This is a genomic window from Nitrosospira multiformis (assembly GCF_900103165.1).
Classification (GTDB): Bacteria; Pseudomonadota; Gammaproteobacteria; order Burkholderiales; family Nitrosomonadaceae; genus Nitrosospira; species Nitrosospira multiformis_D.
In genome coordinates this window covers 862,929-887,207 of the sequence record NZ_FNKY01000001.1, presented here as the reverse complement: position 1 = coordinate 887,207, position 24,279 = coordinate 862,929, and the positions used below count along the sequence as shown (strand labels likewise).

Here is a 24,279-nt window from a genome sequence, read left to right as displayed (position 1 = left end):
ATCAGAAGCCTAGTAGGAGCGCGTCCTCTTTTATTCATATGGCAGTTGTTTAGCGCATGGTGTGTGATCGCCGCCGCGATCACACTCGCGATCTGGGCAGAGAGTATATGGGTGAGTCTGCTTGCTATTTTTCTGGTGGGTACCCGCCAGAATTTGCTGGGCCTACTTGTGCATGAGCAAGTTCATAGACTAGGATCGCGCGGACGCTATGGCGATCTGATCACTAATTTATTTGCCGCTTACCCATTGCTCGTGCTATCGGTTGAGGGTTATGCCCAAGTACATTTGGCGCATCACAAGTACTTCTATACAGACAAGGATCCTGACTTTGCCCGTAAATCCGGACCTGAATGGAGCATTCCGATGTCACGGCGGCAACTCATGCGTCTATTTTTTGGTGACATCTTTGGGCTCAACATTTGGCGCTTGATTCGTGGAAAGCGGCCCGAAGCCGCCGGTATGCGTGATGAATTCCGGCGGCGAAACCCGACACCAAAGTGGGTACGCTTCGCATTCTGGATGATAGTCGCAGCCGCGTTATCCTTAAGCGGAGGCTGGTCTTACTTTCTTTTATACTGGATTTTGCCGCTTCTTACGGTTGCTCAGTGCCTGGTGCGCCTTGGGGCGCTAAGCGAACATAAATACAATGTCAATTCGACAGAACTCAATGACTCCACACACCTGATTGAGCTTTCATGGTGGGAACGTGCGCTCTTGCCCAACCTGAATTTTACCTTGCACCATTACCATCATATGTATCCCGGCCTGTCGTTCTCAACTTTGCCCCTTGTACATCGTATGTACATGGAGGCTGGGCTTGTACATAAAGAAAGTGTGTTATATGGGTATGGTGACTTCTTCCGGCGGCGTGTATTAAAATCGCAACCTTCTTTATTTCAGGATAGATCCGGGGTCAATGTGGATTGATGCGAAGTGAGTTTTCAGTCTGTGCGAGGTTTATCGTTTTGTCAATTTAACCTTAAGGTTCACGGGTTCCATCGTGAATTTGAATCTTTCTTCGATTGATACCTGGTCCACCCGCTCCATAATAAAGTTTCGACCTAGCATAGAAGCCAGCATTTTGATCTGAAGCAACGCCAGATAGCGGCCAGGGCATAAACGTGGTCCTGCCCCAAACGGCATTACAATCCGCTTAGCCGATGCCCCCATCTCGGCGTGATTGCTTGTCCCATCCCATCGCTTTGGATCAAATCGTTGCGGGTCAGGGAAGTTTTGTGAATCTAGCCCCCCAAGTCGCATGAGAGCGAGGATCGGCGTGCCTTGAGCTACGCTGACATGACCCACCATGGTGTCGCATTTCGCTTCAAGAAAGACAACCGGTCCCGACGGTTTCAAACGCATCGCCTCCTGCGCCACTGCTTCGATATACCGGAGCGATGAGATGCGGCCAAAATCCTGTAGTACGGTCTGATCCTCAAGCACGGCGGCGGCTTCAGCCTGCACCGCGGCTTGAACATCATAATCCTCGCAAAGAAAGTAACTGATCCACGCGAATACATTCGCTGTGCTATCCGCTCCAACGAGCAGAGTCGTGAAGACGTTGCCATAAACATCCTCATCCGTGAACTCTGAATCCGGCTGATCGCGTACGGCAACAAATGCTTCAATCAGATTGCGCGGCTGGTCGAACAGCGAAGAGTCGGCATTCATACGAACCCTTGTTTGTACTATAAAAGTATCAACTTTGTCGCGCAATGTACGGAGATTGTTATCAAGTGCATGATCCGATGGTAACTTGAAATAGCGCCAGTAAGGAAAAGGTGTGTTAAGCCGGCGATTGATAGCCGGGAAGATCATATCCAAAGATTTTTGAAGTGCGGCATCCTTCCCGTCTATAGTATTGATCTCACTACCAAATGCCAAACCAGCGGTAACATCGAGGGAGTAGCACATCAGATCCGCCAGAATGTCAATGGATTCTCCCTGCTCCGCCGCCCGTAGCCAGCGTTGCCGTAGCCGTTCGGTAATCTTTACGAGGCTTGGAAAATAGTTACGCAGATGGCCGGGGTCAAACGCGCGCATTGTCAGTTTTCGCTGCCGATACCATTGCTCACCCTCCGCCGATAATACGCCTGAAATTCCCATGTCTCCAAAGACGGTCTCGATTGAGGAAAAACGGCGGAACGTTTCCGGCCGCGCCCGGAGAATCTCGGAAACCGCCCGCCAGTCGGAGACCACCAGCGCGGTGCGGGCCGCCACCTTTAACCGGTAAAAATCACCATACCTCCGGGACCAATCTTCAAGGATCAAATGAAGGCGCGTTGCCTCAAGCTGCAGCAGGTTTCCGAGTATGGGAATTCCAGGCGGCAGCGGCAGGCTCTGTAAATCCGTGGTTGTTTCGAATTGAGTCTTCATTGTCTGTATCTCCAGAGTAACCAACTTAGGATGCGACTCATGCGCCGCGAAGCCAGCCGCGCACTAACACATTCAACCGTAGCGTGACCAATTTAATGAAAAACAACCCAACCATTCGTGACTGATTTCTCGTGCACCTCGACCCCTGGTTTCCGATTCGGCCGGCTCGTTATGCACCCATCGACCGATATCGCCCTGATAAGTAAGCGGGGCTGAAAAAATAAAGTTCGCCTTGAAATCGCCGTTCATATCTTTCATCAGGCTGCAGAATGCTTGAATGTTCACTTTTTGATCAGGTGGCGGTCAACTCACCCGCTAACATAGCATTGGGTTGCGTCACCAGCGCCCGGTCAATCGCAGCGAAGGAAGCACCATCTTTGGAACTCATCGAAATACTTTAGCGCGCTTGGATCTCCCGCTCGCCGGGCTATAGCGTTTGTAAATATGCTCAAGCCGGGCTATGCTCACAAAAATGTGTGATGTCTGGCAAGCTAACTTTGCAAAAGAACACAGAATGACTGATTGATTGCAACATGCATATTAGAAGCTTGAAAAAGTTGGAATTACTACGAATAACAGTGTTTCAGGAGCGCGCTCGCCATGTTTTTACCAAAAATATTTGATCTGGGCAATGCCTTCAAACAGTATTTTGAAATTGTACCGGCTTATTCGGAAGCATTGAAAGATGAAGTATATCGCGTGCGGCATCAGGTTTATTGCGAAGATCTGAAATTTGAGCCGATGCGGCTGGATGGGCGTGAAATCGATGAATATGACGCTTGTTCGCTGCACCTCCTGATACGCAACGTAAGTACACATGAATTCATCGGTTGTACCCGCATTGTCCGCACCGATCCGGAAAATCACCAGCATTCCCTGCCTTTCGAGATAGCCTGTACCAATGCACTGGACCTTTCGATCGTCGATCCGGCGAAATTGCCGCGTCAGAGCATTGCCGAAGTGTCACGGCTCGCAGTTATTTCGCGCTACCGCAGGCGTAAAGGCGAAGCCACTAAAACCGTCGGCATTTCGGATGAGGATTTCGGGACACCCGATCTCCCGCGCTTTCCCTACATTCCGATCGGTCTTTACATCGGCACTATCGAATTGGCGCGCCTGAATGGAATTGATACCCTGTTCGTTTTGACAGAGGAACGCCAGGCGGCTCATTTTGGGAAACTGGGTGTCAAGATTCAAACCATCGGAAGCCCGGTTGAGCATCACGGTAAACGTATACCCTCAATGATGAGTATCAGCGGCATCATCAATAATATGCGACGCATGTTTCGTTCGCTTTACCGCACCATCGCAGCAGATGTAGAAGACGGCACACCATGACAAACTCTTTGCGAATGACTTCAAACAAAAGCTTATGGAATAGGACATATACGAGGCTTGTATGACTTCGCCCCGCGTATCTTAAAACCACAACCCTGCCCTACGTCCAATCAAGCTTCATTACAGCTTTCCAGCAGACTCCCGCGGCTGGTGTCACTCTATCGCATGTCTTTTTGCAGCAATAAGTTACACCTCTCAATGAGACTCCATATCCCTATTGTATTTAAGGCTATTGAGGTTCACACTCATGCATGGGTAGGGCTCAATAAACTGCAAAAAAACAGGGAGAGTCAAATGAGAAAAAGCTTCTGCTTGACGCTGTGTGGTGCGGCCAGTCTGTTTCTTCTATGTTTCAGTGCCTGGGCGAGTGAGAGCGCTGGCTCCGAGCTCAGCGAGGCACGGCAAGTGGCTCAGTATAACTACGTGATTCATATCCTGGCGATGTTGCTGGTAGGCTTCGGTTTCCTCATGGTGTTTGTACGAAGATATGGATTTGGCGCCACAACCGGCACCTATCTAGTAGTGGCAGTGGGTCTTCCCCTTTACATGCTGCTGCGCGCCAACGGAATCCTGGGCCACGAAATTGCGCCAAACACCGTAAAGGCTTTGCTTTTCGCCGAATTCGCGGTGGCGACAGCATTGATTGCCATGGGAGCCGTGCTGGGTCGCTTACGGGTTTTCCAGTATGCATTACTGGCACTTTTCCTGGTTCCCGCCTATCTGATGAACGAATACCTGGTGCTGGACAACGGGATGGGCCTGACGGAGGGGTATCAGGACACTGCCGGGTCGGTCATTATTCACGCCTTTGGCGCCTATTTTGGCTTGGGGTTATCCCTTGCTTTGACCACCTCCCGACAACGTAGTCAACCGATTGAATCCGACGAGACTTCTGATCGCTTCGCGATGATTGGTTCAATGGTACTGTGGCTTTTCTGGCCCAGTTTCGCCACTGCTATCGTACCTTTCGAGCAGATGCCGCAAACGGTCGTCAACACTGTGCTGGCGCTTTGCGGAGCGACACTCAGCACCTATTTCCTGAGTACGTATTTCCACAAAGGCAAGACATCGATGGTCGACATGGCGAATGCGGCGCTGGCCGGGGGAGTAGCCATTGGATCGACATGCAATATCGTATCTCCTTCAGGCGCTTTCGCAATTGGTCTGTTGGCGGGTGCTGTCAGCGTCATCGGGTATGTATTCATTCAACCAGCATTGGAAAGACGCTTCAAAATCGTTGATACCTGCGGCGTCCATAATCTGCATGGGATGCCCGGATTGTTAGGTGCATTGATTGCCATCATGGTAGTGCCGGGTATCGCGGCATCTCAGCTCATTGGTATTACTTTCAGCGTAGTGTTCGCCTTCGTTGCCGGACTCATCGCCGGTGCAGCGATCAAAGCCACAGGGACGACACATCTAGCCTACGAGGACAGTGAGGAATTCACTCATGTCGCACCTCCTGAAATCAAGGGTATGGGAGGGGGACACTAAATCGAGATACGAACCTGAGGAATCTTGAATAAACGATGCCAGGAAGCGGAACGGATGGCTGCTGAATTTTCGGTAGCATGGACAACCGCTACATCAGAATGACATCATATTGTTCCTGTGTATAAGCGGCTTCTACCTGCAGGCTGATGGGCTTGGCGATAAAATCGCCAAGTTGGGCCAGGCTTTGGGATTCCTCGTCAAGGAATAGATCGATGACCTGTTGTGAAGCCAGAATACGGAACTCGCGGGCATCAAATTGACGGGATTCGCGCAATAATTCGCGCAGGATTTCGTAACACATCGTTTGCGCGGTTCTGACCTCGCTGCGCCCCTGGCAGGTAGGACATGTTTCGCACAGAATATGGGCAAGGCTTTCTCGTGTGCGTTTGCGCGTCATTTCCACCAACCCGAGCGCGGTGAAGCCATTGACGGTCATGCGCGTACGGTCTTTCATCAGCGACTTTTTGAATTCGGTGAGCACGGCATTTTTATGCTCCGCGCTTTCCATATCGATAAAATCAATAATGATAATGCCGCCCAGATTTCGCAGGCGCAACTGGCGTGCGATGACCTGCGCCGCTTCCAGGTTGGTTTTGAAAATGGTGTCGTCGAAGCTCCGCACGCCGACAAACCCGCCGGTGTTGACATCCACGGTGGTGAGCGCCTCGGTCTGATCAATGATGAGGTAGCCACCGGATTTAAGGTTTACCCGTCGCGCCAAACATTTTTCAATCTCATCTTCGACGCCATACAGATCGAATAAGGGGCGCTCTCCGGCATAGTGATCGACTCGTTCCGTCACATTCGCCATATAGTCTCGCGCAAAAACAATCATTTTCTGAAAGGTTTCGCGTGAATCCACCAGAATACGCGCCGTGCCGTCATCCACGAAATCGCGCAATACACGATGGCTAAGATTCAAATCCTGGTAAAGTAGTCCGGGCATACCGGTTGAGGATTTCTCTTCAATGTCGTGCCATAGCTTGTACAGGTAATCGATATCTGTCTGCAAATCTTGCTCACTGGCGGCTTCCGCCATGGTGCGAACGATAAAGCCACCTTTTTCGCCTGGCAGCAGCAGGTGTTTCAACTTTTCGCGTAATAGCTTGCGCTCGGTTTCATCCTCGATACGCTGTGAAATCCCGATATGGGACACCTGCGGCAGATATACCAGCATCCGCCCGGCAATACTCACTTGAGTGGACAATCGCGCACCCTTGGTGCTAATGGAATCCTTGATGACCTGGACGAGAATATTTTTTCCCTCGTACAGTAGTCTTTCAATGGGCTTATCGGCATCCTCGCTTTGGCGCAGCCTCCAAATATCGGCCAGATGGAGAAAGGCGGCGCGATCCAGACCGATATCCACGAAAGCCGATTGCATCCCCGGCAGTACCCGTGTGACGCGCCCATTGTAAATGTTGCCGACAATTCCGCGGCTGCTGGTACGCTCTATATGCAGTTCTTGCACCGCACCGTGCTCCATTACGGCAACACGGGTCTCTTGCGGCGTGACATTGACAAGAATTTCGCTAGTCATTAATCCTGAATCCGGCAGTTGACTGTTCATTGATTAGCTCGTTATTCAGTGGAGCGCCATGAACCGCAGGGTCTCTTTTCGTCAATAAATCTTTACCTTTTTACCTAGGGCCTGTTAACACTTATTTTGCACCCGCGACGGCGACGGATTTCATCCAGCACGAGGCATGAGCCGCGCAGCGGAGCAGGCCTCCGTAAGCGGCGAGTAACGAAGGGCTGGATGGAATCCGTCCCGTCCCTTCGGGTTGCGCACAAAAAACGCGGATGCGAAATAAGTGTTAACAGGCCCTAGGGAAATATTTTTATACCCGATTCTTCCAGCAGTTGCCCGGTCTCGAACAGCGGCAGCCCCATCACGCCACTATAGCTGCCGGAAATCTCCGCTACAAAAACTGCCGCTATCCCTTGAATCGCATAGCCGCCGGCTTTGTCATGCGGTTCGTCGCTGGCAAGGTACAGTCGAATTTCGCGTTCGCTGATGTGGCGGAATCGTACCGTGGAAGCGGAGGTGCGCACATGTATTCCGTTTTGCGCAGCTACCGCGACCGCGGTCAATACCTGATGAGTCTGGCCCGAAAGCGCACGGAGCATCTCTTGCGCATGGGCAGCGCTCTCCGGCTTGCCAAAAACACGGCCCTTCAGGACCACTATCGTGTCGGCAGCGAGCACCGGGAGCTGTGGCAGCTTGCGCTGCATAATCTGCATCCACCCTGTCCCGGCCTTGGTCCGGGCGATACGGGAGGTGTAAATTTCCGGCGCCTCATCCGGCATTGAAGTCTCATCAACATCCGCCATGCGGGGTAAGGCTTCACGCAGTAATAGCGTTGCGAAATTTACTCCGATCTGTTTCAACAGCTCCCGCCGGCGGGGGCTGCGGGAAGCAAGATAAATGCGATTCTCCGGTAGAGTCATATTTTCTGTGAATACTCTATTCAATCCAAATTCGGCAATTGGAGCGGGCTCACCTGAATGATGGGCGTCAAATAATACGAAATATTGTCATTAATCATAATACTGATCTACTCAATGAGCGGTCGACTGCCGGATTTGGGTTCAAATGTTTACGGCCTGTGCCTGCTACACCCGGTGGTAAGGATGCCCCTTGATAAGGGATACCGCGCGATACAGTTGTTCCGCCAGCAGTATCCGCGCCAAACCATGCGGCAGTGTCAGTGCGGATAGCGCCAAAACCTCATCCGCCGAACTCTTGATACCGGCGTCCAACCCGTCCGCTCCACCCACGATAAAGGCGGTATCACCGCCATTTCTCATCCATTCCGTAATGGAATCCGCCAGCTTGGCAGTAGTCAATTGTTTACCACGTTCATCCATCGCCACCATCCGGCACCTGGGGGGTAGGGCCGCCAGGATGCGAACAGCCTCGGCAGCCAGCAGCTGTTCCAGTTTCTTCCCGCTACGCTTTTCCGGCTTGATTTCCAGCAATTCAATGGTGACTTCATGTGGCATGCGCCTGGTGTACTCTTCAAAACCCGCCGAAATCCACTGCGGCATTTTGTGACCCACCGCACAAACAAGAAATTTCATACGAAATGCTCAGATTTAGCTAGCGTCGCTAGGCTTGGGAGATTTTTTCCTGATCGGTGAAGCCAATTTAGCAGAGGCTTTGCGTGGTTTGGCAGTCGATGGCTTGGCAGTCGATGACTTGACAACAAGAGGTTCAAGAAGAACCTTGCTTTCACCGGCACCGGCCTTTGCCTTGCTTATCTTTTTCTTTTTCGCTTCTGCCCATAATTCTTCCAGATTGTAGTGGGCACGCACCGTGGTTTGCATGATGTGTACCAGCACGTCTCCCAAATCCACCAGTACCCATTCTCCGGTTTGCTCACCCTCCATGCCATAAACCGTACCGCCACCGGTTTTGACTTTCTCCACCACATTGTTCGCAATAGCCCTGGTGTGGCGATTGGAATCCCCACTTGCGATAATCATGCGGTCGAACAAAGTGGTTATCCGGGTTACATCCAGCGCTTCGATATCGTGCGCTTTTATTTCTTCCAGCGCGGCAACAACTATTTTGACCAATTTAGCGAGTGTCATCCTTCTCCTGAATACAAGTGATTCGCTGCAATATAATCGAGAGCCTCGTCGGGCATCAGGTAACGGACGCTTTTTCCAGCGGCGATATGCGCACGAATGGTCGTTGCGGAAATATCGAGTAAAGTCGTCGGCGCGATAAAAACCAGTCCACTGGATGTATATTTAAGGCTATCCGCGCTGGATACCCAGCGTTGCGCGCACTCCTCTTCCAATTCTTGCGGCAGATTCGATGCTAACGCATAACCCGGTCGAGCCACAATGATGAAATGGCATAACCCGAACAGTTCACGCCAGCTATGCCACTCGGCGAGTTTCATGAACGCGTCCGCCCCGATGACGAAACATAGTATGGCGCGCTCCCTCATCTCCCGCCTAAGCTCGCGCAGCGATTCCACACTGTAACTTACACCATGACGGCGAACTTCGCGCTCGTCCAGTACAAATCTGGAATTGCCCCTAATCGCAATACGCACGATCGCGGCACGGTGTTGAAGCGATGCGGCGGGAGCACAACGCAACCGCGGAACACCGGCGGGTACGAAGCGCAGTTCTCGCAGGCTGATCGTCTCGGCAATTTCTTCAGCCACACGCAGGTGGCCGTAATGAATCGGATCGAAGGTACCGCCAAAAATACCAATGAGCGGAAACTCGGATCTCATTGACTGAAAAGACCCGAGATGAGGGAGTGCGGAAACAGTTTCCTGTCGACCTGAATCCGGTAGTTGATCGCTCATTTCTCGGTTTGGCGGGAGTTGGATTGAAATTCTTTATTCTGGCATTTCGCTGCGGCGAACTCTTTCTCACAACAGTACCCGGCGCATATCGGCCAGCACCTCGACCAGGTGTGCAGTGAAGCGCGCGGCGGTTGCGCCATCGATTACGCGATGGTCATAAGACAGGGATAACGGCAGCATTAAACGGGGAACAAGCTGGCCATCGCGATAAACAGGTTTTATGCTGGCACGGGATACGCCGAGAATTGCCACCTCCGGCGCGTTGATGATGGGCGTGAATGCGGTGCCGCCGATACCTCCCAGACTCGAGATAGTGAAGCTTGCGCCCTGCATTTCAGTGGGCTTCAGCTTACCTTCGCGAGCCAGTACCGCAAGATTGGCCATTTCCTTACCGATGTCGATCACACCTTTCTGATCAACATCGCGAATGACCGGCACCACTAGCCCATTTGGCGTATCCGCCGCAAAACCAAGGTGGTAATAGTGCTTCATTACCAGATTTATTTCGCCGCCAGCACTGTCAAGCGAAGCACTATCCAGTGAGGCATTGAATTCAGGAAATTTCTTTAATGCTGCTATCGATGCTCGCATCAAAAAGGCAAGTATCGTGACCTTTACGCCATCTTTTTTTGACGCCTCATTGGACTCCTTGCGCAGGGCTTCCAATTCCGTAATGTCAGCCTCGTCGAATTGTGTCACATGTGGAATCATTACCCAGTTACGGTGCAGATTCGCTCCGGATATTTTTTTGATACGCGACAACGGCTTCAACTCCACCGGACCGAATTTCGCAAAATTTACTTGCGGCCAAGGCAGCAGATTGAGTTCCGCGCCATTGCCACCGCGTGGTTTTGATAATTCAGCCTTGACATAGGCCTGTACGTCTTCCCTGAGTATGCGCTGTTTCGGGCCGCTGCCGCTTATCAATCCCAGATTCACGCCCAGTTCGCGCGCAACTCGCCGCACCGAGGGACTCGCATGGGCCTTTACGAAGGCGGCTTCGTCTATCGGTGGACGTGTAGAGGATTGATGGGTTGCCTGCGGAATTGAGGCCTGCGCCGATCGAGAGGTCTCCGCCTCTGAATTTGCCGAAGAATCGGCGTGCCGGACAGGTGCGGAAAGAGATTGCGGCTCGGAAGCCTGCTGTGAAGCTGTGCCTGATGATGGCGCGGTTTGAGAAGTTTTCACCGAATTGTCCGTTTCAGCGACTTGCATCACTAAAATGGGCATACCTTCAGAGACCTTATCACCCACTTTTACAAGTACTTCCCCGGCTACACCCGCAAAAGGGGAGGGCACCTCTATTGTCGCCTTATCCGATTCCAGCACGATCAGCGAGTCCTCCACCTTGATCGAGTCGCCGGCTTTCACCAGCACTTCTATCACGGGAACGTCTTTAAAGTCACCGATGTCCGGAATCAATACCTGTTTAGTCTCTGCCACGCTTCTTTCCTTCGTGTTTACATTAATCCCGATTTGGAAATAAGGGCTGGCGGCGCGCAATCCAGCAATTTCGTCACCCGCACCGATAATAAATCACGGCCGACCGAGGTACGCACCTCTATGTGTCTTGGGGCAAGCGTCCATTCACGCATACGTTCGCTCATACAGTCACCGGGTTTGGCTTGTCCGGATCAATGCCGAACTTGCCTATCGCTCGCGCCACCTCTTTCGCCGGTATTTTACCTTCCTCGGCCAATGCCTTGAGCGCAGCCACGGTGACGTAATAGCGATCCACTTCGAAGAATCGGCGCAGTTTCTCACGTGTATCGGAACGGCCAAAACCGTCCGTACCCAACACTTTATAGCACCCCGGCACAAATTCACGTATCTGATCGGCGAATATTTTCATATAGTCCGTGGCCGCCACCACAGGTCCTTCATGATCTTTGAAACATGATCCCACATAAGATAACTTTACCGGCTCGGCGGGATGCAGCATGTTCCAGCGCGTTACATCCAGCGCTTCACGCCTCAATTCGTTAAAGCTGGTAACACTCCAAATGTCGGCGGCAATGCCATACTCCTTCTCCAGTATTTCTGCCGCCGCGATAACTTCGCGCAAAATGGTGCCGGAACCGAGCAATTGCACCCGCAACCCGGAATACTCCCCCTCTGTCCGATTCCCTGTCCGGAACAGGTACATGCCTTTCAATATACCTTGTTCCGCATTCACCGGCATTTCCGGATGCGGGTAATTTTCGTTCATCACGGTAATGTAGTAATAAACGTCTTCCTGCGTGTCATACATGCGGCGCAACCCATCCTGGATAATAACCGCGAGCTCATACGCAAATGTGGGATCGTAGGATACACAATTGGGAATGGTCGATGCGGACAGATGGCTATGACCGTCTTCATGCTGCAATCCCTCTCCATTCAGTGTTGTGCGTCCGGCCGTGCCTCCCAATAAAAATCCACGGCAGCGCATATCTCCCGCTGCCCAGGCCAGGTCACCGATGCGCTGAAAGCCGAACATGGAGTAGAAAATGTAGAACGGGATCATCTGCACACCGTGAGTGCTGTAGGCCGTAGCGACGGCCATCCATGATGACATGGCACCTGCTTCATTGATGCCTTCCTGCAGAATCTGACCGCTCTTGTCTTCTTTGTAATACATCAACTGATCGGCATCTTGCGGCGTGTAGAGCTGTCCTGTTGACGACCAGATGCCCAGCTGCCGGAACATGCCTTCCATGCCAAAAGTACGCGACTCATCCGCAACGATCGGTACCACATGTTTGCCTATATTCTTGTCTTTCACGAGAATATTGAGGATACGCACAAACGCCATGGTCGTGGAGGATTCCCTTCCCTCGCCGCTTGCCTTGAGCAATGTATCGAACGCGGATAACGGCGGTATCAGCAGCGCCTCGGCTTTGCGCTGGCGGCGATGGATGAATCCACCCAGCGCCTGCCGCCGCTGCTGCATATAGACGAACTCGGGGGAGTCTTTGTCAAATTTCAGATACGGTACGTCGTCTATCTTGTCATCCGCAATGGGCAACCCGAAACGGTTACGAAATGCTTTCAGCGACGTCGTGCCCATTTTTTTCTGCTGATGGGTGATGTTCTGCGCTTCGCCCGCCTCACCCATACCATAACCCTTGATGGTTTTGGCAAGTATCACAGTCGGCTGTCCAGTGTGCCTGGCGGCGGCGGTGTAAGCAGCGTAGACCTTATGCGGATCGTGACCCCCGCGGTTCAAACGCCAGATATCATCGTCCGACATGTTAGCGACCATTTCCAGCAATTCCGGATATTTGCCGAAGAAGTGTTCGCGCACGTAAGCACCGTCTCGGGACTTGAAATTCTGGTATTCACCATCCACGCATTCCATCATGCGTTGCTGCAACAGGCCTTTGGTATCCTTGGCCAACAAGGAATCCCAGTAGGAACCCCAGATTACCTTGATGACGTTCCAGCCGGAACCGCGAAAAGCAGCTTCCAGCTCCTGGATAATCTTGCCATTGCCACGCACCGGGCCATCAAGGCGCTGAAGATTGCAGTTGACGACAAAAATCAGATTGTCCAGATTTTCCCGCGAAGCCAGCGAAATCGCGCCCAGGGATTCCGGTTCATCCATTTCACCGTCGCCCAGAAAAGCCCAGACCTTGCGTCCCTTGGTCTGGACCAGCCCCCGGCTGTCCAGATATTTCATGAAACGCGCCTGATAGATTGCCATTAATGGCCCCAGCCCCATTGAAACCGTCGGGAACTGCCAGAAATCAGGCATCAGCCATGGATGCGGATAAGAGGATATGCCCTTCCCGTCAACCTCCTGGCGGAAATTATCGAGTTGTTCCTCCGACAATTCCCCCAGCAGAAAAGCATAGGCATAAAGACCGGGGGAGGAATGCCCCTGGGCGAATATCAGGTCACCACCATGATCCTTGGAGCGTGCATGCCAGAAGTGATTGTAGCCTACGTCGTAGAGTGTCGCGGCAGATGCAAAGCTGGCAATATGGCCGCCAACATTGGAATGTTTGTTGGCGCGCAGCACCATCGCCAGGGAGTTCCAGCGCACATAGGAACGGATACGGTGCTCCAGCGCATGATTACCGGGCGAGCGGTCCTCCTTGCCGGGGGGAATCGTGTTGATATAGGCGGTGGTGGCGCTATAAGGAAGATATGCGCCGGAACGGCGGGCCTTCTCCACCAGTCTTTCCAGCAGATAATGCGCCCGTTCCGTCCCCTCGTGTGTGAGTACGGATTCCAGCGCGTCGAGCCATTCCTTTGTTTCAGTTGGATCTATGTCTGGTATGGGTTCCATGTTTCATCTCGCATATGTTGGAGGCTTTACCGTATTACGCTGCGGCTAAACCCTTGCCTGAATGGTTTGGGCGCGTTCCGCAGCCGCTATGGTATTACACAGCAACATGGTGATGGTCATTGGCCCCACTCCGCCCGGCACAGGCGTGATGTGACCCACTTTCTCCTTGACCGTTTCAAAATCCACATCACCCGCAAGCTTACCGTCAGGCATGCGATTGATGCCGACATCTATTATCGTTGCACCTGACTTCACCATGCCGGCGGTGATCATGCGCGGCTTTCCAACGGCCACCACCAGAATGTCGGCCCGTTTCGTGTGCTCGGTCAGATCAAGTGTCTTTGACGTGCAGATGGTGACGGTTGCCCCGTGTTGCAACAGCATAAGCGCCATCGGCTTACCGACGATGTTGCTGCGGCCAACCACCACCGCATGCTTGCCCTCAACCGGAATGCCACATTTTTCCAGCATTTTCATTACACCATAGGGAGTACAAGGCGGAAAAACCGTATTGCCGGTAACCAATGCGCCGACATTGTAAAGATGGAATCCATCCGCATCTTTTTCCACCGCGATGGATGCAATGATCTTGCTGCTCTCGAAATGCCGAGGTAGCGGCAGTTGCACCAGAATACCGTGGATCTTCGGGCTCCTGTTCAGTTCCTGAATGCGCTGTATCACCTCGTCCTGGCTCGCCCTTTCCGGGAATGCATGTATTTCCGAATAGATTCCAGTCTCGCTGCAAGCCTTGGCCTTGTTTCGCACATAGATGCTCGAAGCCGGATTGTCGCCCACAATGACCACAGCCAACCCCGGCTGCACGCCATTTTCCGTTAAGCGCTCGGCCCGAATCTTCCATTCGGCCCGCACTTCTCTGGCTAACGCATTGCCATCCATGATTGTGGCACTCATTATCTGCTCGAATCAACAATATTGCGGGATTGATACAAGGACGATTATACGTTGTCCGCTTGAGGCCTTCACCCTCCGAACGACTTATCATGACGGCGTCTAGGGATGCACATGCAAACAGCGACCAAACTGCGGCGCTGACCACGAGTAAACCACGAGCAATCCCATAGTCGGGGCGTTCTCCGCGATCACGGGGGAGGCGAACTAGTCAGTTCTGATTTTTTAATTTTCGACTTATAAATCAATAATCCAATCAAGAATGTCGGAATAACAACCAGGGTAGCCGCCAAGAGTCCTGCCGCCAGCACATCAATTCCATCAGTTTTTGGAAGGAAGATCGTCACTGCCCAAACCGTTACAAAGGCTGCTGCCGCACCACCGATAAACATGATTTTTTTGCCACGCTCGTAAAAACGCCACAGTGAGCCAGAAACCCTTATCTCGTCCCGATACCCATCAAAAACCAGTGCCAGACTATCATCATTCGGCTCAGCCTTGTAGCCCATGGTTAAGGCATGCGCGTCGACACCATCTTCTGTCCGAGACATGTTTTTCAGAAATACGATTCGCTGTTGAGCCTGCTTTTTGCTCATGCCGTCGCTGATAAGCATTGCTTGAAGTGCTGCGAAAGCATGGTCACGTGCATTGGTTGATAAGCTGAGACTCTCGCCCCGGCGCCACATGACACCCAGCAGGTACAGCTGAATTGTCATTTGTCTGAACTGCGGCGCAAAGTCATATCCCTTGTCCTTAATTATTGCAAGCTGGGAAGCCAGTATCTCTCGCGCATGTTGTACGCAGATATCAATCCCAGTCGTTTCCGCGTCAGTTTTCGTGTCATTCATTGTCGTAATTATGGGGCTATGCCCGGCCCTAACTTTGAATTTGTAGAGGAACCCATTATATACTGGCTATACTGGTATAGGGCCCGTTGAAAAAAACTGAGTCGTCCAGTGTGGCGATAGCGCTTTGACCGCAATGGCGCGAATTTTCGGTTCCATTCCGCACTGTTTGATAGCTAGAGCCAGATGTTCCGCGATAACGCCTTAACATTTTTCACAAATCAGACATGGGAAAAACTTCGCAATATTATAATTTGGTCAATCTTCAATATGCGCTGATGCGTATCTCTAAAGGGAAACTGTCATGAAACATCATAAGTACCTAATCGTCGGTGGCGGCATGACCGCCGATTCCGCTGTTCACGGTATCCGCAAAGTCGATCAAGATGGCGCCATTGCCATGATTTGCGAGGAGCGTCATCTGCCTTATGATCGTCCACCCCTTTCCAAGTCGCTGTGGAAGGATACGCCGTATGAATCCATTTGGCGTAACGCCCATGGCCTCAATGTCGCAGTACATGTGAGCAAAAGAATTGTCGCTCTCGATCCATCAAAAAAAACGGCGACCGACGATGCCGGTAACGTTTATACCTATGAAAAGCTTTTACTCGCCACCGGGGGTTCGGTACGGCGCTTTCCCGATTTCGGCGAGAGCATCATCTATTTCAGAACTGCCGACGACTATCGCAAGCTGCGTGAATTGAGTGAACGGGGTTCGGATTTTGTTGTGATCGGCGGGGGTTTCATCGGTTCCGAAATCGGCGCGGCGCTGGGAATGAACGGCAAACGGGTCACAATGATTTTCCCGGAAAATGGTATCGGCGCGCGCGTTTATCCGAGGCCTCTGGTTGAATTCATAAATTCCTATTATCGCGAAAAAGGGATCACCATACTCGCATCGGAAACCGTCAAATCTGTGCGGACTGCGGGTGACAAGACTATTGTGATCACAGGGAATGGCACGGAGATTTCCGCCGATGGAGTTGTGGCCGGGCTGGGCATTCTGCCTAACACCGACTTGGCCGTTCAGGCCGGACTTGCAGTGGACAACGGCATCGTCGTGGACGAGCAACTGCGCACGAGCAATCCCGACATCTATGCGGCAGGCGATGTGGCGAACTTCCATAGCGCCGTGTTGGATAAACGTGTACGCGTGGAACATGAGGACAACGCTAATGTCATGGGCGAGATGGCAGGCAGAAACATGGCGGGACAATCGGGCAGCTATCGTCACCAGCCTTTCTTTTATTCCGATCTGTTTGACCTGGGTTACGAAGCGGTGGGAGAGCTGGATGCCAGCCTCGATATTATCGAAGACTGGAAAGAACCCTTCCGCAAAGGCGTGATTTACTATTTACGCGATGAGCAGGTGCGCGGTGTCCTGCTCTGGAATACGTGGGGACAAGTTGCCGCCGCCACCCAGTTAATTGCGGAAAAAGCCACGCACTCGCGCGCGACGCTGGAGGGAAGAATTACGGACTAGCAGCCTGCGGGACTTGAAGAGTCATTGGGCGACAACCCTGCCACACATCCCCTTGATAACGTTAACCCTCATTCGCCCGGACGACTGGCACCTCCACCTGCGCGACGGAGAGCAGATGCGCGCAGTGCTGCCGGACACCGCGCGGCGCTTCGCCCGTGCCATCGTCATGCCAAACCTCAAGCCACCGGCAGTGACGACCGATATGGCATTGGCATACCGTGAGCGTATTCTTGCCGCTTTGCCTCAAGGAATGCGCTTCGAGCCGCTGATGACGCTATACCTTACCGATAATACCGTGCCCGCGGAAATTATCGAGGCCAGGAGAAGCGGGGCAATACAGGCCGTAAAGTATTATCCCGCTGGCGCCACCACAAATTCCGCGGCGGGTGTTACCGATATTGCCAAGTGCTACACTACGCTTGAAACGATGGAACAGGTGGGCATGCCGCTGCTGGTGCATGGTGAAGTCACTGATCCTGAAGTGGATGTGTTCGACAAGGAAAAAATATTTCTGGAACGGGTGCTGATCCCCCTCACGCAACGCTTCCCGCGATTGCGGATCGTATTCGAGCACATCACCACGCGGGAAGCGGTGGAATTCGTCAGGGACGCTTCAAGTTATATTGCCGCCACCATTACTGCCCATCACCTGCTGCTCAATCGCAACGCGCTATTTCAGGGAGGTATCCGGCCGCACCACTATTGCCTTCCGGTACTGAAGCGCGAAACGCATCGCCGTATGTTGCTCGAGGCCGCCACCAGCGGCAACCCGAAATTTTTTCTCGGCACCGACAGCGCGCCGCATTCCCGATCCACCAAGGAAACGGCCTGCGGCTGCGCAGGCATTTATACCGCACACGCGGCGATTGAACTGTATGCGGAAGCTTTTGAACAAGCCGATGCACTGGATAAACTTGAAGCCTTTGCCAGTTTTCATGGTGCCGATTTCTATCAGCTGCCTCGCAACAAGGAGCGCATTACGCTGAAAAAAGAAAATTGGTCCGTACCGGCAAATCTGGAATTTGCGGATGACATACTGATTCCATTACGGGCGGGGGAAAGCCTGGCCTGGAAAATAATGGATTGATGTATCGTATGACACCCGAGCAGGGTAACTTCAACCTTTCTGTCAACTCATTCTGGATTTAGCGTGACAATTTTTCAAATTCCTTGAGATGTCCCATGCTCTAGCTCTTCTCAAAGACATCTTCGGCTATCCTGCTTTTCGCGGACGGCAGGCTGAGGTAATCACGCATGTGGCCGGGGGTGGCGATTGCCTGGTGCTGATGCCGACCGGGGGTGGCAAATCGTTGTGTTACCAGATTCCGGCGTTATTGCGTGACGGCGTCGCAGTGGTGGTTTCGCCGCTGATTGCGCTCATGCAGAATCAGGTCGCGGCGTTACATGAAGCCGGGGTGCGCGCTGCATTTCTCAATTCTTCCTTGTCACAAATGGAAGCCACGGCCGTCGAACGCGGCATGCTTTCGGGTGCATACGATCTGGTGTATGTGGCACCCGAGAGATTGCTGACGCCGCGCTTTCTCGATCTTCTGGCGCGCACACCGCTTTCGCTGTTCGCCATTGATGAGGCGCACTGCGTGTCGCAATGGGGGCATGACTTCCGCCCCGAATACATCCAGCTCTCGATTCTGCATGAGCGATTTCCCCGTGTACCGCGCATCGCATTGACGGCGACTGCGGATAGCGTGACGCGGAGGGAAATCGTTGAGCGCCTTGGCCTCAATGGCGCGCAGATTTTCATTTCCAGTTTCGACCGTCCCAATATTCGTTACCAGATCGTGGACAAGGTGAACGGAAAGGTGCAATTGCTTACTTTTATCCATGCGGAACATGATGGCGACGCCGGTATTGTTTATTGTCTATCGCGCAAGAAAGTCGAAGAAACAGCGGCATGGCTGGTCGAAAAAGGCGTATGCGCGCTTGCGTATCACGCCGGCATGAGCACGGAAGATCGCAGCCGTAACCAGGAAAAATTTCTGCGCGAAGATGGCATTGTAATGGTCGCCACTATCGCGTTCGGTATGGGCATAGACAAGCCGGACGTACGCTTCGTCGCGCATCTCGACCTGCCCAAAAGTGTGGAAGGCTATTACCAGGAAACCGGCCGCGCCGGCCGCGACGGTCAAGCGGCCAACGCATGGATGGCTTATGGTTTGGGTGATGTGGTACAGCAACGACGCATGATTGAAGGTTCCGAGGCGGACGCGCAGTTTAAACGGGTAGCCTCAACCAAACTCGATGCGCTGCTGGCGCTGTGCGAGGCCACCACCTGCCGCCGCGCGCGCCTGCTGGAGTATTTTGGCGAAGCCGCAGCCGGTATCGCTTGCGGTAATTGCGATGTCTGTCTTAATCCGCCGCAAGTGTGGGACGGCACGGTAGCGGCACAAAAGGCGTTGTCTTGCGCCTTCCGTACTGGTCAGCGCTTCGGTGCCGGGCATCTGATCGACGTGCTGCGCGGCAATGAGACCGGGCGCGTGACGCAGTGGGGTCACACCAAGGTCAGTACCTTCGGTATTGGCAAGGAATTGGACGATAAGGCCTGGCGCGCGGTATTCCGCCAACTGGCGGCGCTCGGCTTGCTCACCGCGGACAGTGAGGGTCATGGTTCGCTGTGCCTCACCGCAGCCAGCCGCGCAGTACTGAACGGAAGTCAAACGGTGTCTCTGCGCCTGCAGCCGGAGCGCAAAAAGACCACAGCCAAGACTACGGTCGCGCGCGAGGACAAGCTTGCCATGCTTGATCCGGCGGCTCGTGCACTATGGGCACGCCTGCGCGCATGGCGCACTGAGGTTGCAAAGAAGCACGGCGTTCCCGCTTATGTCGTGTTTCATGATGCAACGCTGGCGGAACTGGTGCGCCTGCATCCGCGGACAAAAAACGAACTGCGTCAGATACCCGGTATGGGTGTACGTAAACTGGAGAGCTACGGCGACGACCTGCTCGAGATTCTTTGCACCTGATAGGAGTGAACAGGAAGCGCCACACCGTCCTGTTATTTACGTCTACGATTCTTGCCACGTTGACAGCGCGCGCTTCGCGAAGCACTTGATCAAGTGTAAACGTTACCAGTGTCTCTTGGCGCGATTCCACTGGTAAAGTAGCCGGGCAAAGACGTTGTACGCCAGATGCGTAAGCTGCTTGAGGACGGGTAATCGCAACAGGCTTGCCAGCCAGCGCTGGCTGGGTGTTTCTGACCATAGCTGCGTGAATGCATCCACTCCGATATTGAGCTCGCCATCGGCGTCTTTGACATACAACCGCTCCCGTACTTGTTCCAAGGAAGCGCCTACCTCCGACACGGCCTCTGGATGCGCGTCCACATCGACCCACTCGATATCCTTAATGCCGCACGCTTCCATGCGTTGGCGCTGATCTTTGATTCCCGCATTGCAAACCGGGCATGCGCTGTTGTAGTAAACCTTGCTGGACATATTGCGGTTCTCGCATATTCAATTCAGATGGAACCATAAACCTAAATGGTTTAAACGCAAGTCTCAGGCAGATATTTACTCACAGCGATAGACAACACCCAGGACGGTGGTGTTTGTAGTGCCTGTACTACCCCATGCGTTGGTATTATTCGAATCTTGTACCCACACGAAGTTTCCTCCCATTTCGGCCGCCTGGTTGCGCAGGTCGTTTCTGGCTCCGATGAGCAGATTTTTATTGGACGTGTAGTCGCCTGTAATCCAATTACCCTGGGAGCCAACGACGTCGCCAAGCGGCTTGCAGTTACCGGAGGGTTTCACAGTCACAAGTTCAACGGCTTTTCCTTCCCGCGTTGTTGAAGTCGCCGAACAGCCAACAAGAAGAAGTACTGACAATGCAGCAGTCATTTTCGCGACCATCTATCTCTCTCCTATGAAAACCTTCCATGTTTCGTTTAAAAGGTGGATGCCAAGAGGACTCTACGGTTTCAAGCGCTCAAGTCAATCATGTCAACCATGTCAGCCAATTGTCATAAGACAGGCTTGGCAAAATGGATGGTCCCAGCCAGACTACTACGACATCTATGGGGTGGCAAATACATTAATGCACTCGCTTACTCCCCTATGCATGTCTTGGACCAAACATGATAATGGCCATCCCCACCAGCGCAACCAGAGAACCCGCCAAATCCCACGCCGTGGGCCTAACACCCTCGACGGACCAGAGCCAGAGCACCGCCACGAAAATGTAGACACCCCCGTACGCGGCGTAAGTCCGGCCCGCGGCTGTGGGATGGAGTGTGAGCAGCCATGCAAACAACGCGAGACTCGCGGCAGCAGGGATAAGAAGCCACGCGCTCTGGCCCTGCTTGAGCCAGAGATAAGGCAAATAGCAACCGACGATTTCGGCGATCGCGGTAGCCATGAAAAGAAAAAGGGTTTTTAACTCAAACACGTTTCTTTGTCAGCTTTCCACGCTGCTTATAACAAGATACCTGCGTATATCGGGCTCTTTTGCGAGCAGTGGCTCAGCCTTTAAAAAAGCATTTCGCATATGCGGTGTTATAAAATGAGTATCGATAGCGGAATCGCTTTCCCATTCTTCCACGAAGGTAAAATCGCCGGGGTCAGCTTTATTTTGGAGAAGCTGATAGCTGATACAGCCATTTTCCTTGCGTGTGTCTCCCACCAGACCCAGCAGGAGGGATTTTACTTCCTCAATCTTATCAGGCTGTGCGGTTATTCTTGCTACGACTTTCACTGTATTATTTGCCATGAATCACCTCTTATTAATGACCCATACACAGGAATTGCAGGCTCTCTGAAACGTAGGCAATACCTAACGCCAATTGGCACAGTCGTTTACTTCTCCGCAGCCGCTTTTTCGGCCGAGCGTATTGCCACAGCCTTAAAGAGCTCCGGGATTGCGATTGTATTTGACATATTCACGACAACGGCCGGAATCAGGCCCCCAGGATTCGTGAGCAACGTGTAGGTGAGCCGCGTATACTTGCCATCCTGAAGCGGTTCAACCAACCACGAGCCTTCGTTGAGTTTGACGCGCACGACACCCTCGACTTCTGGCCGGGCTTCGGGACTCGCAGTCCATTCGACCTTGAACATACCCCCATTCATCGGTGTGCCACGCGTCATCCTGACCTTGAGGGGGTAGTCGCGCTCGCTCACGAACGGCGGTGCAATGCGTGCGTAAGTGACAACCTCGCTATCCCCCATGCGGCTTAGCACCTTTGATTCCTTCACGTAAGGCATGAAATCCGGGTAGTGATCAAAGTCGGTGAGGACGTTGAAAACAACCTCTGGCGGAGCACTCACTTCCGCAATTGCCACAATTCTGCGTCCCGCTTCCACATCCTTGGTAAAGATGACAAGCTCGCCCTTGCGATAGGCTTCGGTCCAATCCGCTCCAGGGCTTTTCATGTCAAGTGCCTGCACGGATGAAGCAGCAAATAGGGCAACGATAACGGAAATGGCGAGGAAACGCATGGGATTTTCGATAAATATCTGGTTGATGATTTTAACACCGGGTTAAGAATTCTACTTCTATTCTGCATTCCAGATCAGTTTTTGATCAAGCGGATATTACGGAACCATCCACCGGCCAGCACCGGCATATCCGCTTCCACTTTCAGCTCCGGAACGCCCGCCAGCACCTCCTCGAACACCACATCCAGCCGGGTAACGATATGCTGTGACAGCAGATTCAATGTTCGTCTGATCCACGCGGTTTCACCCGGCTTGAGGAATTTGTCGAGTATCAGTACGCTTCCGCCGGGTTTCAGCACACGGGCGCTTTCGCGCAAACAGGCAGATGCATCGGGAACGATGGCGAGAATCAGATGCAGCACCACGTGATCGAAGTACCCGTCCCCAAACGGCAGTGACATACTGTTGCCCTGAATCAGGTTCATGCGCAGGCTTCCGGTGCGGGATTTTGCGCGGCGCAACATGGCGGCGGTCAGATCCAGGCCTGTATAACGATGGCATGAGGGGAGATAAGGCAAATCCAGGCCGGAGCCGATGCCACTGATGAGGACATTGAGATCGCCTTGTTGCGGCAGTTGACCGAGGCTTGCCGCGCGCACTCCCGTACCCGCCGTCTCGAGCAAAGCGTCATAAAGTGGAGCAATAATCGTGTAGGAATGACGCAGGGACATGAGAATCTTACTTCAGGCTTCGTCCGCCCTTCTTTCGCTCCAGCTTATTCGATTTATCCGGCTTATCTGGCCTAACTGGTTTAGCCGCCGGCTCCAAACCGGGCGGCATGCTTCGCTGCGCCCGGTAAGCCCAAACCAGCATACCGGCACCTGCCACAATCATCGGTAGCGACAGCCATTGCCCCATGCTGATACCCAGCGTCAGCACACCCAGAAAGCCATTATCCGGTTCACGATAAAACTCTGCAAACGAACGAAACACTCCATATCCGATCAGGAACATACCGGAAACTGCGGCTACCGGCCGCGGTTTGGCGGAATAAATCCACATCAATGCAAAGAATGCCAGTCCTTCCAGCGCAAACTCATAGAGCTGGGAAGGATGGCGGGAAAGTTCGTCCACATGAGGAAAAATCACGCCCCAGGGCACGTCGGTGGGGCGTCCCCACAACTCCGCATTGATGAAATTACCGAGACGGCCCGCCCCCAGCCCCAACGGTACCAGCGGCGCGATAAAATCGGTGACAGCCAGCCAGCGCAGTTTATATTTTCTGGCTATCAGCGCCATCGCGGTTATCACGCCAAGAAAACCGCCGTGAAACGACATCCCCCCTTGCCACACAGCAAAGATTTCCAGCGGATGCGCCAGGAAGTAGCTGGGCTGATAAAATATCACATACCCCAGGCGGCCGCCCAGTATGACGCCCAGGACACCAAAAAACAGCATATCGTCGAGCATGCTGTTGGTGAATGCCCTCTCAGGGTGGCGCTTGATACGATAACGCCCCAGCAGTATGAACTGCGCAAATCCCAGGAGGTACATGAGCCCGTACCATCGGACGGCAAGGGGCCCAAGGTAGATGGCGACAGGGTCGAACTGCGGGTGAACGAGCATAGGGTTCGGCTTTTTTGCGGTAAAATGATGGATTATACGTTAAGGAACCTCTGAATAAGTTCCACGCGGGCTCGACAGAGAGATTCCTTCATGCCGTTCATGTAAGAAAATCGAACAAAGATATAATTTGCACTAGTCTCGTCTTTCCTTCTTTCTGATATTACGGTTCAAAACTCGAGGCGCCGCTGCGTGCCCTGTGATTTAAAGATTT

General features: G+C 52.9%; 24 protein-coding genes. 6 read left to right on the top strand and 18 right to left on the bottom strand.

Features of this window, described 5'->3' with window-relative positions:
• Nucleotides 1-63 precede the first annotated feature (63 nt).
• Nucleotides 64-927, top strand: coding sequence for a fatty acid desaturase (locus BLR00_RS04045; protein WP_074630932.1), 864 nt, complete (start codon nt 64-66; stop codon nt 925-927).
• A 30-nt stretch (nt 928-957) separates the two neighbouring features.
• Here the strand turns inward: BLR00_RS04045 and BLR00_RS04040 are convergent, their stop codons facing one another.
• The gene (locus BLR00_RS04040) at nt 958-2,376 is read right to left on the bottom strand and encodes a cytochrome P450 (protein WP_074630930.1); all 1,419 of its coding nucleotides are present in this window, start codon (nt 2,374-2,376) and stop codon (nt 958-960) included.
• Between the two features lie 600 nt (nt 2,377-2,976).
• Between BLR00_RS04040 and BLR00_RS04030 the strand changes: the two genes are divergently transcribed.
• Entirely contained in the window at nt 2,977-3,714 is a 738-nt protein-coding gene (locus BLR00_RS04030; RefSeq protein ID WP_074630925.1) for a PEP-CTERM/exosortase system-associated acyltransferase, read from the top strand.
• 294 nt (nt 3,715-4,008) lie between these two features.
• Nucleotides 4,009-5,208 (top strand): ammonium transporter, encoded by a 1,200-nt coding sequence (locus tag BLR00_RS04025; RefSeq protein ID WP_074630923.1) that lies wholly within the window; start codon nt 4,009-4,011, stop codon nt 5,206-5,208.
• A gap of 88 nt (nt 5,209-5,296) precedes the next feature.
• On the opposite strand, the gene rng is transcribed toward BLR00_RS04025, so the two are convergent.
• The 10 genes from rng to BLR00_RS03980 form a co-directional block, all read right to left on the bottom strand.
• Nucleotides 5,297-6,748, bottom strand: a complete 1,452-nt coding sequence (rng, locus tag BLR00_RS04020) for a ribonuclease G (RefSeq protein ID WP_074630921.1) — start codon at nt 6,746-6,748, stop codon at nt 5,297-5,299.
• 287 nt (nt 6,749-7,035) lie between these two features.
• Nucleotides 7,036-7,659, bottom strand: a complete 624-nt coding sequence (locus BLR00_RS04015; protein WP_074630919.1) for a Maf family protein — start codon at nt 7,657-7,659, stop codon at nt 7,036-7,038.
• Nucleotides 7,660-7,824: 165 nt separating this feature from the next.
• Nucleotides 7,825-8,292 carry a 23S rRNA (pseudouridine(1915)-N(3))-methyltransferase RlmH gene (gene rlmH / locus BLR00_RS04010; RefSeq protein WP_074630917.1) on the bottom strand — a complete coding sequence of 156 codons (468 nt, stop codon included), beginning with the start codon at nt 8,290-8,292 and terminating at the stop codon, nt 7,825-7,827.
• A 15-nt stretch (nt 8,293-8,307) separates the two neighbouring features.
• On the bottom strand, nt 8,308-8,805 hold the full coding sequence (rsfS, locus tag BLR00_RS04005) for a ribosome silencing factor (RefSeq protein WP_074630916.1): 498 nt from the start codon (nt 8,803-8,805) through the stop codon (nt 8,308-8,310).
• The gene (gene nadD / locus BLR00_RS04000) at nt 8,802-9,539 is read right to left on the bottom strand and encodes a nicotinate-nucleotide adenylyltransferase (protein WP_081346635.1); all 738 of its coding nucleotides are present in this window, start codon (nt 9,537-9,539) and stop codon (nt 8,802-8,804) included. Before nadD ends, rsfS begins: the two co-directional genes overlap by 4 nt.
• A gap of 66 nt (nt 9,540-9,605) precedes the next feature.
• The gene (gene aceF, locus BLR00_RS03995; protein WP_074630914.1) at nt 9,606-10,982 is read right to left on the bottom strand and encodes a dihydrolipoyllysine-residue acetyltransferase; all 1,377 of its coding nucleotides are present in this window, start codon (nt 10,980-10,982) and stop codon (nt 9,606-9,608) included.
• 17 nt (nt 10,983-10,999) lie between these two features.
• A complete protein-coding gene (locus BLR00_RS16590) occupies nt 11,000-11,146 on the bottom strand; it encodes a hypothetical protein (protein WP_176759931.1) in 147 nt (48 codons plus the stop codon).
• On the bottom strand, nt 11,143-13,812 hold the full coding sequence (gene aceE / locus BLR00_RS03990; protein WP_074630913.1) for a pyruvate dehydrogenase (acetyl-transferring), homodimeric type: 2,670 nt from the start codon (nt 13,810-13,812) through the stop codon (nt 11,143-11,145). The genes BLR00_RS16590 and aceE overlap by 4 nt, the downstream gene beginning before the upstream one ends.
• Nucleotides 13,813-13,857: 45 nt before the next feature.
• Entirely contained in the window at nt 13,858-14,724 is an 867-nt protein-coding gene (gene folD, locus BLR00_RS03985; protein ID WP_074630912.1) for a bifunctional methylenetetrahydrofolate dehydrogenase/methenyltetrahydrofolate cyclohydrolase FolD, read from the bottom strand.
• A gap of 188 nt (nt 14,725-14,912) precedes the next feature.
• Complete coding sequence (locus tag BLR00_RS03980; protein WP_074630911.1) at nt 14,913-15,569, bottom strand: hypothetical protein; 657 nt, start codon at nt 15,567-15,569, stop codon at nt 14,913-14,915.
• Between the two features lie 301 nt (nt 15,570-15,870).
• On the opposite strand from BLR00_RS03980, the gene BLR00_RS03975 reads away from it, so the two are divergent.
• The 3 genes from BLR00_RS03975 to recQ all read left to right on the top strand — a co-directional run bounded on the left by BLR00_RS03975 (nt 15,871) and on the right by recQ (nt 20,030).
• Entirely contained in the window at nt 15,871-17,049 is a 1,179-nt protein-coding gene (locus tag BLR00_RS03975) for an NAD(P)/FAD-dependent oxidoreductase (protein ID WP_074630910.1), read from the top strand.
• A 52-nt stretch (nt 17,050-17,101) separates the two neighbouring features.
• On the top strand, nt 17,102-18,136 hold the full coding sequence (gene pyrC / locus BLR00_RS03970) for a dihydroorotase (protein WP_081346634.1): 1,035 nt from the start codon (nt 17,102-17,104) through the stop codon (nt 18,134-18,136).
• 88 nt (nt 18,137-18,224) lie between these two features.
• The gene (gene recQ, locus BLR00_RS03965) at nt 18,225-20,030 is read left to right on the top strand and encodes a DNA helicase RecQ (protein WP_074630909.1); all 1,806 of its coding nucleotides are present in this window, start codon (nt 18,225-18,227) and stop codon (nt 20,028-20,030) included.
• A gap of 102 nt (nt 20,031-20,132) precedes the next feature.
• On the opposite strand, the gene BLR00_RS03960 is transcribed toward recQ, so the two are convergent.
• From BLR00_RS03960 to lgt, 7 genes are all read right to left on the bottom strand, one after another.
• Nucleotides 20,133-20,501, bottom strand: coding sequence for a thiol-disulfide oxidoreductase DCC family protein (locus BLR00_RS03960; RefSeq protein WP_074630908.1), 369 nt, complete (start codon nt 20,499-20,501; stop codon nt 20,133-20,135).
• Between the two features lie 75 nt (nt 20,502-20,576).
• Nucleotides 20,577-20,918 carry a DUF4156 domain-containing protein gene (locus BLR00_RS03955; RefSeq protein WP_074630907.1) on the bottom strand — a complete coding sequence of 114 codons (342 nt, stop codon included), beginning with the start codon at nt 20,916-20,918 and terminating at the stop codon, nt 20,577-20,579.
• 202 nt (nt 20,919-21,120) lie between these two features.
• Nucleotides 21,121-21,453 carry a YnfA family protein gene (locus tag BLR00_RS03950; RefSeq protein WP_074630906.1) on the bottom strand — a complete coding sequence of 111 codons (333 nt, stop codon included), beginning with the start codon at nt 21,451-21,453 and terminating at the stop codon, nt 21,121-21,123.
• A gap of 9 nt (nt 21,454-21,462) precedes the next feature.
• Nucleotides 21,463-21,774, bottom strand: coding sequence for a putative quinol monooxygenase (locus BLR00_RS03945; RefSeq protein WP_074630905.1), 312 nt, complete (start codon nt 21,772-21,774; stop codon nt 21,463-21,465).
• An 86-nt stretch (nt 21,775-21,860) separates the two neighbouring features.
• Complete coding sequence (locus tag BLR00_RS03940) at nt 21,861-22,502, bottom strand: START domain-containing protein (protein WP_074630904.1); 642 nt, start codon at nt 22,500-22,502, stop codon at nt 21,861-21,863.
• A 74-nt stretch (nt 22,503-22,576) separates the two neighbouring features.
• A complete protein-coding gene (locus tag BLR00_RS03935; protein ID WP_074630903.1) occupies nt 22,577-23,173 on the bottom strand; it encodes a class I SAM-dependent methyltransferase in 597 nt (198 codons plus the stop codon).
• Nucleotides 23,174-23,180: 7 nt separating this feature from the next.
• Nucleotides 23,181-24,068, bottom strand: a complete 888-nt coding sequence (lgt, locus tag BLR00_RS03930) for a prolipoprotein diacylglyceryl transferase (RefSeq protein ID WP_074630902.1) — start codon at nt 24,066-24,068, stop codon at nt 23,181-23,183.
• Nucleotides 24,069-24,279: the final 211 nt, after the last annotated feature.